The sequence below is a fragment of the Novosphingobium resinovorum genome (genome assembly GCF_036352595.1).
GTDB lineage: Bacteria > Pseudomonadota > Alphaproteobacteria > Sphingomonadales > Sphingomonadaceae > Novosphingobium > Novosphingobium resinovorum_B.
Map to the genome: position 1 here is coordinate 26,922 of NZ_JAZFAX010000030.1, position 15,880 is coordinate 42,801.

General features: G+C 61.8%; 14 protein-coding genes and 2 pseudogenes. 3 read left to right on the plus strand and 13 right to left on the minus strand.

The features are described from left to right. Positions 1–55 precede the first annotated feature (55 nt). The 9 genes from V2S85_RS21500 to V2S85_RS21540 are packed head-to-tail and all read right to left on the minus strand — an operon-like array spanning position 56 to position 9,882. Positions 56–2,539: a glycosyltransferase family 32 protein gene (locus V2S85_RS21500; RefSeq protein WP_330704859.1), complete on the minus strand. Its 2,484-nt coding sequence runs from the start codon at positions 2,537–2,539 to the stop codon at positions 56–58. A gap of 48 nt (positions 2,540–2,587) precedes the next feature. Further along, complete coding sequence (locus tag V2S85_RS21505) at positions 2,588–3,484, minus strand: SDR family oxidoreductase (protein WP_330704860.1); 897 nt, start codon at positions 3,482–3,484, stop codon at positions 2,588–2,590. 7 nt (positions 3,485–3,491) lie between these two features. Continuing rightward, on the minus strand, positions 3,492–3,911 hold the full coding sequence (locus tag V2S85_RS21510) for a dTDP-4-dehydrorhamnose 3,5-epimerase (protein WP_330704861.1): 420 nt from the start codon (positions 3,909–3,911) through the stop codon (positions 3,492–3,494). Further along, complete coding sequence (rfbG, locus tag V2S85_RS21515; protein ID WP_330704862.1) at positions 3,908–5,011, minus strand: CDP-glucose 4,6-dehydratase; 1,104 nt, start codon at positions 5,009–5,011, stop codon at positions 3,908–3,910. The genes V2S85_RS21510 and rfbG overlap by 4 nt, the downstream gene beginning before the upstream one ends. A gap of 32 nt (positions 5,012–5,043) precedes the next feature. Then, positions 5,044–5,823: a glucose-1-phosphate cytidylyltransferase gene (rfbF, locus tag V2S85_RS21520; protein WP_330704863.1), complete on the minus strand. Its 780-nt coding sequence runs from the start codon at positions 5,821–5,823 to the stop codon at positions 5,044–5,046. A gap of 34 nt (positions 5,824–5,857) precedes the next feature. Then, positions 5,858–7,258: a glycosyltransferase family 1 protein gene (locus V2S85_RS21525; protein ID WP_330704864.1), complete on the minus strand. Its 1,401-nt coding sequence runs from the start codon at positions 7,256–7,258 to the stop codon at positions 5,858–5,860. A 17-nt stretch (positions 7,259–7,275) separates the two neighbouring features. Then, a complete protein-coding gene (locus tag V2S85_RS21530) occupies positions 7,276–7,923 on the minus strand; it encodes an ABC transporter ATP-binding protein (RefSeq protein WP_330704865.1) in 648 nt (215 codons plus the stop codon). After that, positions 7,920–8,717 carry an ABC transporter permease gene (locus V2S85_RS21535; protein ID WP_330704866.1) on the minus strand — a complete coding sequence of 266 codons (798 nt, stop codon included), beginning with the start codon at positions 8,715–8,717 and terminating at the stop codon, positions 7,920–7,922. Before V2S85_RS21535 ends, V2S85_RS21530 begins: the two co-directional genes overlap by 4 nt. Position 8,718: 1 nt before the next feature. Next, a complete protein-coding gene (locus V2S85_RS21540) occupies positions 8,719–9,882 on the minus strand; it encodes a Wzz/FepE/Etk N-terminal domain-containing protein (RefSeq protein WP_330704867.1) in 1,164 nt (387 codons plus the stop codon). Between the two features lie 274 nt (positions 9,883–10,156). On the opposite strand from V2S85_RS21540, the gene V2S85_RS21545 reads away from it, so the two are divergent. Continuing rightward, the gene (locus V2S85_RS21545; RefSeq protein WP_330704868.1) at positions 10,157–11,308 is read left to right on the plus strand and encodes a polysaccharide biosynthesis/export family protein; all 1,152 of its coding nucleotides are present in this window, start codon (positions 10,157–10,159) and stop codon (positions 11,306–11,308) included. A gap of 349 nt (positions 11,309–11,657) precedes the next feature. On the opposite strand, the pseudogene V2S85_RS21550 reads toward V2S85_RS21545, so the two are convergent. The 4 genes and pseudogenes from V2S85_RS21550 to rfbC all read right to left on the minus strand — a co-directional run bounded on the left by V2S85_RS21550 (position 11,658) and on the right by rfbC (position 13,910). Next, positions 11,658–12,299, minus strand: a pseudogene (locus V2S85_RS21550) (sugar nucleotidyltransferase). Between the two features lie 9 nt (positions 12,300–12,308). Next, the gene (gene rfbD / locus V2S85_RS21555; RefSeq protein WP_330704869.1) at positions 12,309–13,199 is read right to left on the minus strand and encodes a dTDP-4-dehydrorhamnose reductase; all 891 of its coding nucleotides are present in this window, start codon (positions 13,197–13,199) and stop codon (positions 12,309–12,311) included. Next, a pseudogene (locus V2S85_RS21560) lies at positions 13,196–13,324 on the minus strand (dTDP-glucose 4,6-dehydratase); the annotation flags it as partial. The pseudogene V2S85_RS21560 and the gene rfbD, both read right to left, overlap by 4 nt. Before the next feature lie 19 nt (positions 13,325–13,343). Next, positions 13,344–13,910, minus strand: coding sequence for a dTDP-4-dehydrorhamnose 3,5-epimerase (rfbC, locus tag V2S85_RS21565; RefSeq protein ID WP_330704870.1), 567 nt, complete (start codon positions 13,908–13,910; stop codon positions 13,344–13,346). Positions 13,911–14,290: 380 nt separating this feature from the next. On the opposite strand from rfbC, the gene hemB reads away from it, so the two are divergent. Further along, positions 14,291–15,286 (plus strand): porphobilinogen synthase, encoded by a 996-nt coding sequence (hemB, locus tag V2S85_RS21570; protein WP_330704871.1) that lies wholly within the window; start codon positions 14,291–14,293, stop codon positions 15,284–15,286. Continuing rightward, positions 15,261–15,842 carry a GNAT family N-acetyltransferase gene (locus V2S85_RS21575; RefSeq protein ID WP_419198223.1) on the plus strand — a complete coding sequence of 194 codons (582 nt, stop codon included), beginning with the start codon at positions 15,261–15,263 and terminating at the stop codon, positions 15,840–15,842. Before hemB ends, V2S85_RS21575 begins: the two co-directional genes overlap by 26 nt. Positions 15,843–15,880: the final 38 nt, after the last annotated feature.

The window sequence follows — 15,880 nt, forward strand, 5'->3', positions numbered from 1 at the left end:
ATAGCCTTTCCGCACAAGCGGCATCATGATGCCGCTTGTGCGGAAATGGCCTGTATCAGGCCGGTTCGACCATGTCCGCGGCCGGACCTGAAAAAGCCCGGGCAGCGTCAGGGGTGGTAATCCTGTCGATCGTGAGTTCGATGCAAAACAGCGCGCACTTCTCGTCAACCAACAGGCGGCAATCGAGGTCGTCCACGTCGGACTCGATATCCACGTCGCAAAAGACGATACCCTGCGATTTGTCCGTGGGCAGTGTAAGCGTATGTTCGCCGATCGAACGCGCGCCGCCATCCGCCGTGACCTGCACGGTGATCTCGCCTGGCCGCGATATCCGGTTGAGGTGGAAGGACACGCGATAGCGCCCCTTGGTCACGGGCTGGCTCAGGCCATGGACCAGGTAGCCGGCCCGGGCGGTCGTTGCATAATCCACTCCGCTGGCGGCCCCGATCTGCGTCAGCAGGTGCTTGCCACCGGGAACGAAGGACATGTGCAGGGCACCGCTGCGGTACTTCTCCGTCACGATCTGGCGACCTTCGGCCTTGGCGAGTTCGCGCAGAAGCACCTTGGCCTGCCCGCCCTTTTCCTGCGAATGGGAAAGGTAGATCGATCCCTCTTCGTGCCATGAGCATGCGAAATGATGGCACAGTGCAGTATTGTCCGAATATCCGTTGAGATCGAAAGGCTTGTCGCTATTGCCCGTCGGCGCCAGCGGCGAGAAATAGTCCTGCGGATAGACCTTTACCCGCTCCACGACCTGCGGCTTACGCAAGTGGGGCATGGTCCCCATGCCTTCGGTGTGGAAGCCTCGGTCGGAGAAATAGAGGCCGACGAGTTGCGGTGCCCAGAAGAACATGCCGCGCTTGCGCCACGCGGTGAACTTGCCGAAGCTGTCGTAGACGTCGCACATGAAGGTGGCCAGTTCGCTGCCCGGCTTCGAGGCCATCGAATGCGCGGTGTACCAGCCGCCGTTGCTTTCATCGATACCGATCAACGCATCGTAGCTGGTGGACGCTTCCATGTCCTCGATGAGCTGGGAATAGATCGACCCGTTCACCACCTCCAGATCGGCATCGAAATAACTGCCGCCATATTCACGCAACAGATACCAGCGAAAGTAATCGGTCAGGAACGCATGGTCCTTCTCCTTGTAGAGCTGCCGCACATAATCGTTGGCATCCATCGGCAGGTTGTCAGCATTCCAGTGCATGATCTCGAAATCGGGAAGCTGTCGCTTCCAGGTGTCGAGATAGCGGCCAAATGGATCGGGCTTACCATCGAAGCCAAAGTAGATGCGGTGAATGCGCTTGAGCGAGGATCGCGATGCGACCACGGCAGGTACGGCCGGCGGTCCAAGCGCCGTCGGGCACTGGTTCGCCAGTTCGGACGTCCGTTCAATATGAACGTTGGTGACGACGATGCGCTCGACGCCGTCAATGACCAGCGTGATCTCGCACATGTTGGCGCCCTTGCCGGCGATGTTGAAGGGTACCCGCAGCGCAGCCTTGGACGCGAAGGCAATTTCCGCCTTCCCCAATTGTGCCGCGCCGGATTCCGCCGTCACCGCAAGCACCGCCTTGCCCTTGCGAGGACGCTTGAGGCACTCTACGGTCGCCACATATTCGCCGCCCGGCAACGAGATGTAGGGGCCGTACATCAAGAGGCCATTACCCTGCCCCTGGATACCCTCAGCGGTCTGCAAGCCGTCACGGACCGAAAAATGCGAGGCATGGTAATCACGCGGGAAACGCGAGGCCTTCTCAATTTCGGCGCGATATTCCGCGAACGTCAGCGCCTGCTTGCGCGCCGATTGCAGCCGCTTGTTGCTTCTGAAATCGACGTTCGAGTTGGCGAACATGTGATAGACACAAGTGCTGCCCTTCTCGTAGTCGAGGGCATCGCCCAGCAGCGAGAACTTGGGTGAGAAGTATTTCTGCGGGTAGACCTTCGCTCCGGCACTCATAACCGGGTCGGTCAGGTTCTTGAAAAATCCGTCATCCGCCACATTGATGTCACGGTTGCGGAAATACAGCGAGAGCAGCTGCGGCCCGATCAGCCCACGTGTCTCGCGCCAGTGCCACAGCGGTTCCAGGCGGTTCTCGTACAGATCAACCATGAAACGCACGAGGTCCGACCCCCGCTTCGCGCCGAAGGTCTGTGCGGTGGGATGCCCGTTTCCGACTTCCTCAACGCCGAAGAAGCAGTCGTATTCGTCCTGGGCGTAAAGATCCTCGACGATGCCGTGCAGCACCTTGCCGTCCAGCACCTCGCAATCCGCATCGAGATAGACGCCGCCATATTCGGACAGCACCTTCCAGCGGAAATATTCCGACAGGAAGACCGGCGATTTCTTCTCGCTTGCGATCCGCGTCCACGGGATTGTGTCTACATCGAGATTGTGCGGACCCCACAGCTTGATTTCGTAATCGGGCATCTCGCGACGCCAGCTGTCGAGATAGTGCAGGAAAGGATCGTGGAACGGCTTGAAGTTCTCAAAATAGATCCGGTGGAGGATCTTCGGATTTTCCTGCTGCTTGCTCATTAAGGACAAGGGCCTCTTCAAGAGTGTGTTACCCGGGCGAGGCGCGGGTCAGGGAATGGGATTATCGCGCAGCAGTCCGGTCACATAACTGGCAAGACTATCGCGCCAGTGCGGCATGATATCGAGCCCGGCAGCCTGCAGTCGCGCGTTGACTGCCGTCTCGTTCGAGGACACCGGCGCCTTGCGCGCGAAGCCCGGACCTGCCTCGACAACGCAAGGCAGCCCGGCCGCCGAAACGATTGTACGCACGTAATCGCAGCGTGACGCCGAACCTTGCGAAACGGCGTTGAACACGCCCCGCTGTCCTTCGCCGACTGCCAGCAGCACTTGGCGTACGACATCCTCGACATAGGTGGGGCAGCCGCACTGGACCGCATCGCTGGTCATCTGCGTCTTGCCGGCGGCCTCGACGATGCGCTTCCACACGAAGTTCTTGGGCTGGTCGGTCTCTCCGCCATAAAGCCAGCCAAGCCGGAAGATGGCATGATCCCCCCCTGCCGCCGCCACTGCGTGCTCACCGGCCAGCTTCGCTTGATGGTGATTGCTGAGCGGCCGTGGTTCGTCGTCTTCGACGTAGGGTGTCTCTTTCCAGTCCCCGTAGCAGCCGGTGCTGGAAAAATGGACGAGGGGAATGTTCTGGTCGGCAGAGGCGCGCGCGATGGCGCCTGCCAGATCGCAATTGACCGCCCGGTCCAGCCCAGGCGCATCCTGCGCTGCTTCAAGATCGGTATGAGCGGCGCAATTGAATACCCGCACGGCGCCCGCCCGCGCGATTGCCTCCGCGATCGCATCGACCCGCACAAGGTCAATGTCGCCGCGGCTCAGGCGCACTACCTTGCCGCCAGCCCGTTCCAGGCCTGCCGCCAGCGCGCTGCCCAGCAAGCCGCCCGCACCGATGACTACCGTCGTTTCCATAACGTTCCTGCCAGCATCCGCCTGCGTCACCACACCATCACCATTCCCAAGAGAAAGTTTCGAGCGGCATTGTCTCCGATTCCGTCGGATCGTGCTCGATGCTGGCAAGGTTGAGCAGTACGCTTTCTCCTGGCGCGACACCTCCAAACGCAACCCACAACCCCGCACCGATCGTCAGCCGCGCATGGCTTTCCGGCGTATCTGGGCCAAGCAGGAAATACCGCGTCTCCCCTGCCGCGTCGTCGCGAACGCCGACGCGGATCTGACCGGAGGCCACAACGAAATTGAGCGTCATCCGGTTGTGACGCTTCCACCCCTTCACATGGCCCTGACTAACCCGTGAAAAATAGGCTTCGCCAAAACCGGCAAAACCTTCATCTGATTGCTTCATGCCGTGAAGCACGTCGCCGCCGAGCGTGGCGATCCTGCGCAGCGATGTCAGGATCACGCCGTTCATGCCACCCACACGCGGCCACGTTCGAGCGCGAACCGCTCGTAGGAAGCGATGTGCTCCTGCGTCATCGCCAGAGCATCGTTACCGCCCTTGAGAACGTCGCGGTACCATTCGCCGGTCATCGTCATGCACTCACGATAGGACAGGTTGGGTTCCCACGACAGGGCAAGCAGCGCCTTATCGACGTTCAGCTTGAGCAGGCTGGCCTCGTGGAATGGGATATTGCCGGTCACCTTGTAGGCATGCTCGGGATTTTCATGCCCCCAGACTTCGGCGAGGGCCGCCAGCAGTTCCAGAACCGTGGCATTCTGTTCTGCGCGGGGACCGAAATTGTAAGCCTCTCCATGATAGTTAGCGTCCTGCGCAAGCCGGGCACCCAGCCACAGGTAACCGCTCAGGGGTTCGAGCACATGCTGCCAAGGCCGCGTGGATCGCGGGCTGCGGATCTCGACCGTGCGATCCTCGCACCAGGCGCGCACGCAATCGGCCACGATCCGGTCGGCCGCCCAGTCACCGCCGCCGATGACGTTGCCCGCACGGGCGGTCGCGAGCCTGACGGACACGTCGCTCTTGGTAAAGAACGAATGGAAATAGGACTTGAATGCCAGTTCGGCCCCGCCCTTGGAGGCACTATATACGTCCTTGCCGCCCAGAGCGTCTGTCTCACGATAACCCCAAGGCCACTCGACGTTGTCATAGACCTTGTCGCTGGTGATGATCACCGCCGTGCAGGGCCAATCGACGTCGCGCAACACTTCCAGCACCGTGGCCGTGCCCATGACGTTGACATCCAGGGTCTCGAGCGGATTGTTGTACGAGGTCGAGACGATGGCCTGCGCCGCAAGGTGGAACACGAAGTCCGGACGGAACGTCTTCACCACTTGGCTGAAGCGGGCAAGATCCCGGATATCGCCGAGCCGATGATCGATCCGCCCGGCCAGCCCGGCCTTCTCAAACAGCGAGGGCGTGGTCGGCACGGCATCGGAATAACCGCAGACCTGAGCGCCGAGGGAGTCCAACCAGGTCGCCAGCCAGCTTCCCTTGAAGCCGGTGTGGCCGGTGATGAGGACCTTGCGACCCGAATATGCGTCGTTGAATGGCATTCTATCGTGCTTCCACCAGATATGTCAGGAGATTACCGCCAGCTCTTCCAGGGAGCTGCCCCGCCGTCCCAGAGTTCGCGCAGATACGTAAGATCGCGGACGGTATCCATGCATTGCCAGAACCCGTCGTGCATGAAGGCGCCGAGTTGTCCTTGCCGGGCGAGCGTTTCGAGCGGAGCACGTTCCAGGATCGTCTCGTCCGTCGTCAGCAGATCGGCGATCTCAGGCTGCAGCACCATGAAACCGCCGTTAATCCAGCCTTCGCCGATCTGGGGCTTTTCCATGAACTCACTGACCGCACCATCCTCGATGACCAATCCACCGAACCGCGCCGGAGGACGAACGGCGGTCAACGTCGCGGTCCGTCCAGATGCTTTGTGAAAATCGACCAACGCACGAATGTCGATGTCGCTGACCCCATCGCCGTACGTCGCCAAGAACGGCCGGTTGCCTAGGAACCGCGACGCCCGGCCGATCCGCCCACCCGTCATCGTTTCCGCGCCGGTTTCCAGCAGGTGCACAGTCCAGTCCTCATGCGCGGCACCATCATGAATCTTCCAGCTATTGCTGGACAGCTCGACAGTAATACTTGCACGCTGCAACGCATATTCCATAAAGTACTTACGTATTACGTCGCCTTTATAACCGAGGCAAATCACAAATTCTTTGCACCCAAATGAAGCATAATGCTTCATGATATGCCAGATTATAGGATACCCGCCAACATCTACCATGGGTTTGGGTTTGATATCCGTTTCTTCACGAAGACGAGTACCAAGACCACCTGCAAGAATTACAACTGGAAATTCCATGAATTTCTAAACTCTTGTTGCTGAATACAAAGCCCTAGTTATGCTTTTTCGTAAAAGCAAGATTCGCCGCCCGGCTACCTTGCGCTCCTGCCTCACCGACCGGAGGCAAGGCGCTGCCAGCTTGGCCATGCGGTGGCGTTATCCCGAATGTCGTGGCGATGGCAGCGGCCGTCTCGCTCCATGTCGCCAGCAGATCAGGGCGTGGCGGATCGAGACGATCCATGCCGCCGAGCCATTCACCAACCGCCTGCGCCAACTGCCCGGCGGACGCCGTCTGCTCGAAGAAGGAAACACCCTTGCCCGTGTGCTGGGCAAAAACAGGCAGGTCGCGAGCCAGGACGTGCTTGCCCCGCCCGATGGCTTCGACCACCGGCAGCCCGAAACCCTCGGCGAGAGAAGGCACCAACACCCCGCTGCACCTCGCATAGAGCAACTCCAGCGCTTCGTCGCTTACTTTGCCTAGCAGCAACAAGCGCCGCCCCGCTTCGGGATGCCGTTCGAGCCGCGCACACAGGTCCTCGGTTTTCCAGCCCACGCCGCCTACCAGGACGAGACGCGTCTGGTCTCCTGCGGACCATAGCCGCTCCATCGCATCCAGCGCATCGGCATGCCCTTTGCGCGGCTCGATCGTGCCCACTAGCAGCAACGAAGGAAAATCGCGCAAGGCCTGCAGAACGGAATCAAAGCCCAAAGTCAGCCCGCGTGACGGCACCGCTGCACTCATGTCCCAGCCCATCGGGATCACCACCGTGCGATAGTCTTCCGCCCGGCCGAAGCGGGACTGCAGGATGGCGCGCAGTTCCTGTTCAACTGGGGGCGAGACACAGAAAAACCCCTCCGCCGTCGCCGCCAGAAGCGTCAACCAAATCCTGAACCGCAGCACCGTGGCCGCGGAGAACCATTGAGGATGCGTCAGCGGCAGGAAATCGTGCACGACGTACCAGAAACGCACACCCGCGCGGCGCATTGCCAGCAGTTGGCCACGCATGCGCCACAAGGCGTCCAGAGCGTAATCCAACCCGACGAACACGTCTCCGGCAGCATAGGATACCCGTTCGTCGGTTAGCGCGTAACGCTCGCCTTCGAGCCGGACGACCTGATGCCGGTCCTTGTGCGCATAAACGAAGATCGGCGCGGACCAGCCCGGGCCCTGCCCTTCCATTCGGGCCAGCAGGAAAGCCACTGAGCGCACGACGCGTTGAATGCCGGTGGCGGCATCGCTGCGACAGATCACGGAAACGTCGATATAGACCTGCCTGGCGGGCAGGTCGCGAACCTGTGGCGCGGCCCACGCCCGCCTGATGTAGCTGCCGGCCCCGATCGCATCGAACCAATGCTTCCTACTGCGGTCAATTGCCCATCGGATATGCCGCTGCACAAACCGCCCGGCCGAGGTGAGGCGCCCCAGAACCTGGGCAGCCGGAGCACGCGTCAAGGGTTTCTTTCTACCCTTCACAAGGCAGAATAAGCTTCTACGGCTTCGTTCACATCATCGTAGGCGCTGCCCTGCCCCTGATCGATCAGGAACGCCCGGTTGCAGTATTCGCGCACCACGTCCGTGCTGTGCGAGGCCAGTATCATCGATCGATCACTGCGTTTCTCGAACAGTTCATAATGACACTTGCGCTGAAAGTTCTGATCGCCGACGAGGATGATCTCGTCGATCAGATAGCAATCGAACTCGATCGCCAGCGACAGAGCAAACGCCAGGCGCGCCCGCATGCCGGACGAATAGGTCTTTACCGGCATCCGCAACTGGCGGCCCATCTCGGTGAAATCCTCGACGAAGGCCTTCATGTCCTTGTAGTCGCGATCGTAGATGCGGGCGATGAAGCGGGCGTTGTCGTAGCCGGTGAGGCTACCTTGGAACCCCCCTGCGAATCCCAGCGGCCAGGATACCGACATGGTGCGGGCGATCTTGCCTGTCGTCGGCATCTCGACCCCGCCGATCAGCTTGATGAGAGTGCTCTTGCCGGCGCCGTTACGGCCTAGCAGCGCGATGCGATCGCCGCCGTTGACCTGCAGGTTGATCCCGGACAGCACACGCTTAACGCTGCCGCCATGGCCATAGTTCTTGGTGACGTTGTGGCAGGTGATCATTCGACAGCAAGCGTCCTTCGCACACGCCGGCACAAGGCCAGCCCGATGACGGTGCAGACCATCGAGAAAGCGATGGGCTGCCACACATTGTAGAAGACCTGCAGGTTCTCGCCCCATACACCGCCGCGCATGATCTCGATCGCATTCACGAACGGCGACCACAGCATGTAATCTCGTAGCGTCGGCGTCAACCAAGACACCATGCTGAACGAACCCGAGAACGGTATCATGATGTATGTCAGCACCGGCACGAACTTCTCGACCACTTCCGACATCTCTGAGAGCGGCCCGACGACGAAGCAGATCGAAAGCGTGACCATCGAATAAAGCAGCCAGCCTCCGATCAGCATGCCAAAATCGGCGGGCATCGGAAACGCATCGAACAAGCCAAGCACGGAGGAAATGAAGGTGAAGGCCATCATTCCGCCCAGCATCTCGATCAGGAAGCGCACCAGGATGAAATCCAGCACTTTGACCTGCCGGTGATAAAGCAGGCTACTGTTCGCCACGAAGATCGAAATGCTGCGCGAGACGGCGTGGCGGAACAACGTGATCGGAATATAGCCCGTCACCACGAAAGCGACGATGCTTATGCCGTGCTCCTCGGGGCCTTTCATGTAGCGCCACATGATGGCCACGAGCCCGGCGAACAGCAAGGGCTCCACCATGATCCACAGGAAGCCGATATTCTCCCTGCCAAAACGCGTGTGCAGTTCACGTAGCGTCAGCGCGTGGATCACGCGAACCTGGATACGCCAACCTTCCTTGAGCCGCTGCATGGACGATCCGGCCATCTTATTCTTCCGGTGCGTGCTCGAGAATACCGACGATCAGCATCCATCCGATGAAGTAGATGCAAAGCGATGCCGCGGCTACCACCAGTACGCTGAGTAGGCGGCGGGGCAGCAGCGGCTCGTCCGGCTGATCGGGATTGACGATGCGTTCCAGATAGAACTTCTGTTTCTGGGCATCTGCGCGCGCCTGAACCAGCGCGGCATTGGCGACAGTCAAGTTCTGCGTGGCGAACTCCTGCTCGACCAGCAGATTCTCATAGCCGCCCAGCTTGGAAGCGATGCCACCGTCGCCGCCGACCACGCGGCGGTCCTGCGAGGCGATCTGCACCGAAATCGCGTTGATGCGATTGCGTAGCGCGGGGATCGAGGGATTGCGTGGGGTCTCGCGCTGCATAAGGTCCAGTTGCGCCTTTAGCGCGGCGCGCTGGGCGATCATCTCGTCGGAGATCTGGATCACACCGGTTGCCTGTTTGCCCGGATCAATGATCTCTTTGGAATTGCGGTACCCCGCCATCGCGATGCGAGCTTTCTTCGCTCGGTAGGTCGCCAGTTCCACTTGCCTTTGCGCTTCAGAGATCGCCCGGTTCTGGGCACGATCGTTGAGCCGATTCACCAGCGCCTCGCTCAGGCCCAGCAGTTCACGGTTGATTGCATAGGCATCCTGGGGGGTGAACGCCTCTATCTTGACGATGGCGGTGCCGGTCTCCTTGTCGAGTTCGGCGGTAACCCGTTTCCCGTAATACTTGTAAAGTTCCTCGAAGCTATTCTTCATGAAAGGGTGCGGAAAGCGCGACAGCAGATCGGCATCCCCGGCCCGGAAACGTGCGCGCACGTCGAGCTTCTTGTCCAGCGTCCGCAGCGCATCGCGCGAACGCACGTATTCGAGGATTTCGTTCGTCTGTTCCTGCCCGCTAGATAATCCGGTCGTCTGGATCAGGTTGGCCAGTGACGAAAGTTGGGGCCGCTTCTGGTCGGGACTCTTTATGACGAAACGGGATTCCGAAACGTAGATATCCGAGGCTATGAACGCGTAGTAGATTCCTGCCAACAGTGTTGGCAGGGCCACAAACAACAGGAACCAGCGACGCTTTCTCACCCAATCACCAAAACTGCGACGACGATCGACGGTAAAGGGCTCCGCCGGAAAAGCATGCTCGACTTTCATATAGCTGCGCGGGCCTCGACAGAAATTCAGGTGCTCAGCGGAATTTCGCCGGCACAATACGTCACCCACGCGCTAGCCCGACCCAACGCGTGGCGCAAGTGCGGCGCGTTGGGTCGCCCTTCAATCCGCCTCGCGCGAGGCGGCGGATGTCGCCCTCGCGCCGCCGTTGACGGATAACTTTCTTTGACGCCATTGCCGATGGACAAATCACGATGCTAAGGCAGACGTTGTCAGCCTAACGTCAGGCGCGCACAAGGCCCGAGTTACAATTCAGATGAAGCCAAAGTTCGTTGCAAGCCTGGTGCTCGCGTCATCTCTCACCGCCTGTGCATCGCTTCCTTCCAGCGGCCCCACCGGCAAGCAGATTGAAAAGGGCGCGCTACAAGCTGAAGCCGGCCCGACCATCGAAATCGTCGAGGTCACAGACGCGACGGCGCTGCCACCGAACACCGACGCAATGCGAAAGGCCTCGCTGGCGGAACTGCCGCCGCCGCCGACCGACATGGTGGGCCCTGGCGACGTACTGCAAATCTACATCTACGAGGCAGGCGTTTCGCTATTTTCGGGTTCCAGTTCCGGTGCCAACACGGACTCTTCCTCGGCTGCAGCTGCGATCGATTCCGGCGTGAAAAGCCAGAAGCTCCCTCCCAGTCGCGTCAATGACGACGGCGACATCTTCATTCCCTATGCCGGCAAGCTGCACGTCATGGGACATACCATCCTCGAAATCGAAAACATGATCCGCAACTCCCTGCGCGGTCTTTCGCAGCACCCACAGGTGCTCGTGACCGTCAGTGAACCGGTGACCAATTCGGTGATCCTGAGCGGCGAGATCGCCCGGCCCGGTCGCCTCGTGCTCCAGACCAACCGCGAAACGCTGTCGGACGTGATTGCTCTGGCCGGAGGCTATCGCGGCAGTGCCAAGGACCTGAAACTGCGCATCATGCGCCACGGCGATCCGGTGGACCTGCGCCTGAGTGACCTTACGGACAATCCGGCACTCGATGTGCGCGCCTATCCCGGCGATCGCGTGATGCTGATCCAGGATCCGCGCTCGTTCTCGGTGCTCGGCGCTTCCGGGCGCGTCGATCAGATCCCCTTCGTGCGCTCCGAAATCACCTTGGCCGAAGCGGTCGCGGCCTCTGGGGGCGTCAATCCCAATTATGGCGACCCTGCAGCGATCTTCGTGTTTCGCTACGTGAGCGTCGACCAAGGCGAGCGTCAGCCTGTCATCTATCACCTTAACATGTCGCAGACGAAGTCGTATTTCCTCTCACAACGCTTCACCATGCAGAACGGCGACGTACTCTATTTCGGCAATGCAGCGGCCAACCAACCTACCAAGATGCTCCAGCTCGTCAGCCAGCTGTTCTCGCCAATCATGACCGCGGCAGTGGCCGTACAGACTGTCCAAAATAGCAACTGATGTTCTAGCCCGCGCCTGTCAGCCAAGCGTGACGAATATAAGATAGCCGATGGCGTCTTTTAGATACCATCGGCTATCTTATACGGTAGATACTTGATATCATCCGTCTCGACGGAGACCTCACCCATGCCCATTATGGTCCCCACCCCAGCAATCGACGAGATCGCGCAGGCTAGCGGCTTTCCGAGCCGCAAGGCGCAGCCCAAGCCCGCCGTTCCCACCAAGGTTGCTAAGAACGCGCCGGCCCCCGCCCGGCCCTCTGCCCCTCCCCGTTGCGCCGGCGGCACCGCACCACTGGCCGCAATCAGTAGATCAACATCAAGGCCACCGAAGATACGATCGCCGGGCTCTACCGGGTAGCCGACAAGCTGGACCTGCCGCTAGGCGCGGTGCTGCAACAGGCGCTGAAATCGCTGGTCGCTGCTCGCGGCTGATCTCGCGCGTGCGCTAGTCCACGCCCCGATCTGCGCCAAATGTGTCGAAGACGGACATGCGGCTTCGCGGGCTTCTCCTCGATCGAGACGGCCTTCATGCCCTCGTCGAAGGCGACCACGCCGTACCGCTCGGGATCCTGCACATGGTACGCAAAGACACTGGCGCCGACGCGCTGGCGCGGCGGCGCTCGCCAGTTCGGGCAGGCCGTGGCCGTGATAGATGTTGTCGCTCAGGATCAGCGCCGAGGGCTGGGTGCCGACGAAGTCCGCGCCGATTACGTAGGCCTGCGCGAGACCATCGGGACTGGGTGCTCGGCATACTCGAAGGCCATGCCCCACTGCGATCCGTCGCCCAGCAACGAGTGGAACGCGGGCAGGTCGCGCGGGGTGGAGATGACAAGCACCTCCCGGATGCCTGCCAGCATCAGCGTGCTGAGCGGATAATAGATCATCGGCTTGTCGTAGACCGGCATCAACTGCTTGGAAGTAGGCAGCGTCATCGGATAAAGCCGCGTGCCGCTGCCGCCGGCCAGGATGATACCCTTCATCGTTGTCATGTCCTCAGATCAGGCGGGAGTGGGCTGCAGGCGGGCGACCACAGTTTCCAACGCGCCGCGCCACTCGGGCAGCACGACGCCGTGAGTGCGTTCTATCCGCGCGCAATCGAGCCGCGAGTTCGCGGGGCGACGGGCCGGGGTAGGGTATTCGGCAGTGGTGATCGGGGTGACCACGGCGGACGGTCCGCCATTCGCTGCCGATGCAGCGAAGATAGCTTGCGCGAAGTCGGCCCAGCTTGCCTCGCCCCTGGCAGTCATGTGGAAGACGCCGCGCAAGACCGGATCCGGATCGGCGACAAGGTTGGCCGCTACCGCAAGGATGCCATCGGCGATGTCGAGCGCGCTGGTCGGGTTGCCCACCTGGTCGGCCACCACTGAAACCGAATCGCGGTCGCCCGCCAGACGCAACATCGTCTTCACGAAGTTGCCACCGAAAGGGCTGTAGACCCAAGCCACGCGCAGGACCGCACTGTTGTCGCCGTGCACGGCGAGCACCGCTTCCTCGCCAGCCAGCTTGGAAGCACCATAGATGCCGGAAGGACCGGTCGCATCGGTTTCCACATAGGGCCGGCCGAGCGCACCGTCGAAAACGTAGTCGGTCGAGACATGCACCAGCGGGGCACCCAGCGTCTTTGCTGCCTGTGCCACCGCACAGGCGCCCGCACCGTTGACGGCATGGGCCAGCTCGCTCTCGCCCTCGGCCCTGTCGACCGCGGTATAGGCCGCCGCCGATACGATCACGTCGGGCGCCGCCGCCTGCAGGGCGCGCAGGACCGAGCCCGGATCGGCGAGGTCCAGTTCCGGTCGGCCCAGCGCGACGATCTCGTGGCCCGCAGCCGCGCCGCGTTCCATCAGGCTGGTTACGACCTGCCCGGTCTTGCCGGTGACGGCGATCTTCACGCGGGGACGCCCGCAGTCTGCCCGGCGGTATTCAGGCCCAGCCGCTCGCCGTCATAGCGGGCGCGCAGGGGTTGCCACCACCACGCATTGTCGAGATACCAACGCACGGTCTTTTCAATGCCGGTGACGACCACGCGCATGAAACTATTCGCTCCAGCTGAAATAGGCGGGAAGATCGGCCAGCAGCGGTTGCTTGCGGTCCTTGGCGGAAAGCGTCTCGGCATCGACGACATCCGGCCAGGCAATGGCGATGGCGGGGTCGTTCCAGGCCAGCCCCTTGTCGCATTCGGCGCTGTAGAAGCCCCCGGCGACCTTGTAGCAGATGACGGTATCGGGTTCGAGCGAGCAGAAGCCGTGCGCGAACCCCGGTGGAATCCACAACTGCTTGCCGTTTTCCGGCGTCAGCGTCTCAGCCACCCACTGGCCATAGGTCGGCGAGGCCTGCCGGATATCGACCGCAACGTCGAACAGCGCCCCGGCGGGGCAACGCACCAGCTTGCCCTGTGCATGCGGATCGCTCTGGAAATGGAGGCCGCGGATCGTTCCGGCCCTGGCGCTGAGGGATTCATTGTCCTGGACAAAGGAATGTTCGCCGCAATGCTGCGCGAAGATATCCGCCCGGAAGGTTTCTGCGAAATAGCCGCGCTCGTCACCGATGCGGCGCGGCGTGATCAGCAAGACGCCGTTGATGCGTAAGGGTTCAATCTCCATGCCTTGTCTTTACGCAACTAATCCACCCGAGGCAAAGCCCGCGGGAAAATCCACGCATGTCGATGCGAAAGGGTCTAATCTCCATGCCTTATCTTTAAGCAACTAATCCGCCCGAGGCAAAGCCTGCGGGAAAATCCACGCATGTCGATGCGAACCGGTTCTTCCTTGCTGCCCTCTGTATCTTGAGATTGCGGCACGGCGGATGTGCGCGCCACACCCGTGTCCGAAGCCATGGTCCGCTGGGAAGCCTGGTCGGACCAGATCTTCATCTGCCCAAATGGCTGCGTGGGGATATGGCGAAAGTGGATGCACTCTGCCCTGCGCAAATCGCAAGCCTGCCGCCGTTGCCCCGCCCTGCGTTTTCCGGCAAGCACCCCGCCATGACCGGCACCTTTCCCCACACCCGCCTTCGCCGTACCCGCACCACCGCCTGGAGCCGCGCGCTCCACCGCGAGACGGTGCTGACCCCGGCGGACCTCATCTGGCCGCTGTTCGTTAGCGACGGGGAGGGCCTCGAAACCCCGATCGCGGCGCTGCCCGGCGTCTCGCGCTGGTCGGTGGACCTGATGGTGGAGCGCGCGAAGGAAGCCGTCGATCTCGGCATCCCGGTCCTCGCGCTGTTCCCCTATACCCAGCCCGAGCGCCGCAGCGAGGACGGGCGAGAGGCGCTCAATCCCGACAACCTGATGTGCCGCGCCCTGCGCGCGATCCGTGATGCAGTGGGCGATAAAATCGGCCTGCTGACCGACGTGGCGCTCGATCCCTATACCAGCCACGGACAGGACGGGCTGATCGACGCGGCGGGCTACGTCCTCAACGACGAGACGGTCGAGGCGCTGGTCGGCCAGTCGCTCAACCAGGCCAATGCGGGCGCGGACATCATCGCCCCGTCGGACATGATGGACGGCCGCATCGCCGCGATCCGCGACGCACTGGAGGACGCGGGCCACATCAATGTCCAGATCATGAGCTACGCCGCCAAGTACGCCTCGGCGTTCTACGGCCCGTTCCGCGACGCGGTCGGTTCGCGCGGGCTGCTCAAGGGCGACAAGAAGACCTACCAGATGGACCCCGGCAACACCGAGGAAGCGCTGCGCGAGGTCGAGATGGACCTTGCCGAGGGCGCCGACACGGTGATGGTGAAGCCGGGCCTGCCTTACCTCGACATCATCCGCCGGGTGAAGGACACTTTCGAGGTGCCCGTCTTCGCCTATCAGGTCTCCGGCGAGTACGCGATGATCGAGCACGCCGTCGCGGCGGGCGCGGCGGACCGCGATGCCATGGTGCTGGAGACGCTCACCGCCTTCAAGCGCGCCGGCGCCTCGGGCGTGCTGACATACCATGCGGCCCATGCGGCGCGGCTGCTGCGTGGTTAGGATCGAGACCGACCGCCTGATCCTGCGCGACTGGGGTGAGGGCGACATCGCGCGCTTCGCCGAGGGCACCAATACGCCCGCCGTCATGCGCCACCTTGGCGGCGTCATGGACGATGCCAAGGTGGCGCTGTTCGAGGAGCGCGTGCTGGGTTTTCAGCACCGTCTCGGCCACACCTTCTGGATCGCCCAGCGCAAGGACGACGGCGCGGTGCTCGGCTTCTGCGGCCTCAAGGTGATCGATGCGCCGGGGGCGACGTTCCCCGGCGAGATGGAGATCGGCTGGCGGTTTCGTGAGGATTCCTGGGGGCAGGGCTATGCGAAGGAAGCCGCCATCGCCTCGCTCGATGCCGGGTTCGGCCGGTTCGGGGCGGGTGAGATCTTCGCCATCACCAATATCGAGAACACTGCCAGCTGGGGCCTGATGCTGCGCCTCGGCATGGTGCGGCGCGAGAAACTGGACTTCGTCGATGCGCGGTTCGAGCCGCCGGTGGGCGATACGATCGTCCATTCGATCACCGCCGAGGCGTGGCGGAGCATTGGGCGCGCGGGGCGCTAGCCGTAGGTCATCACCACACCCTTCGTCATTGCGAGCGC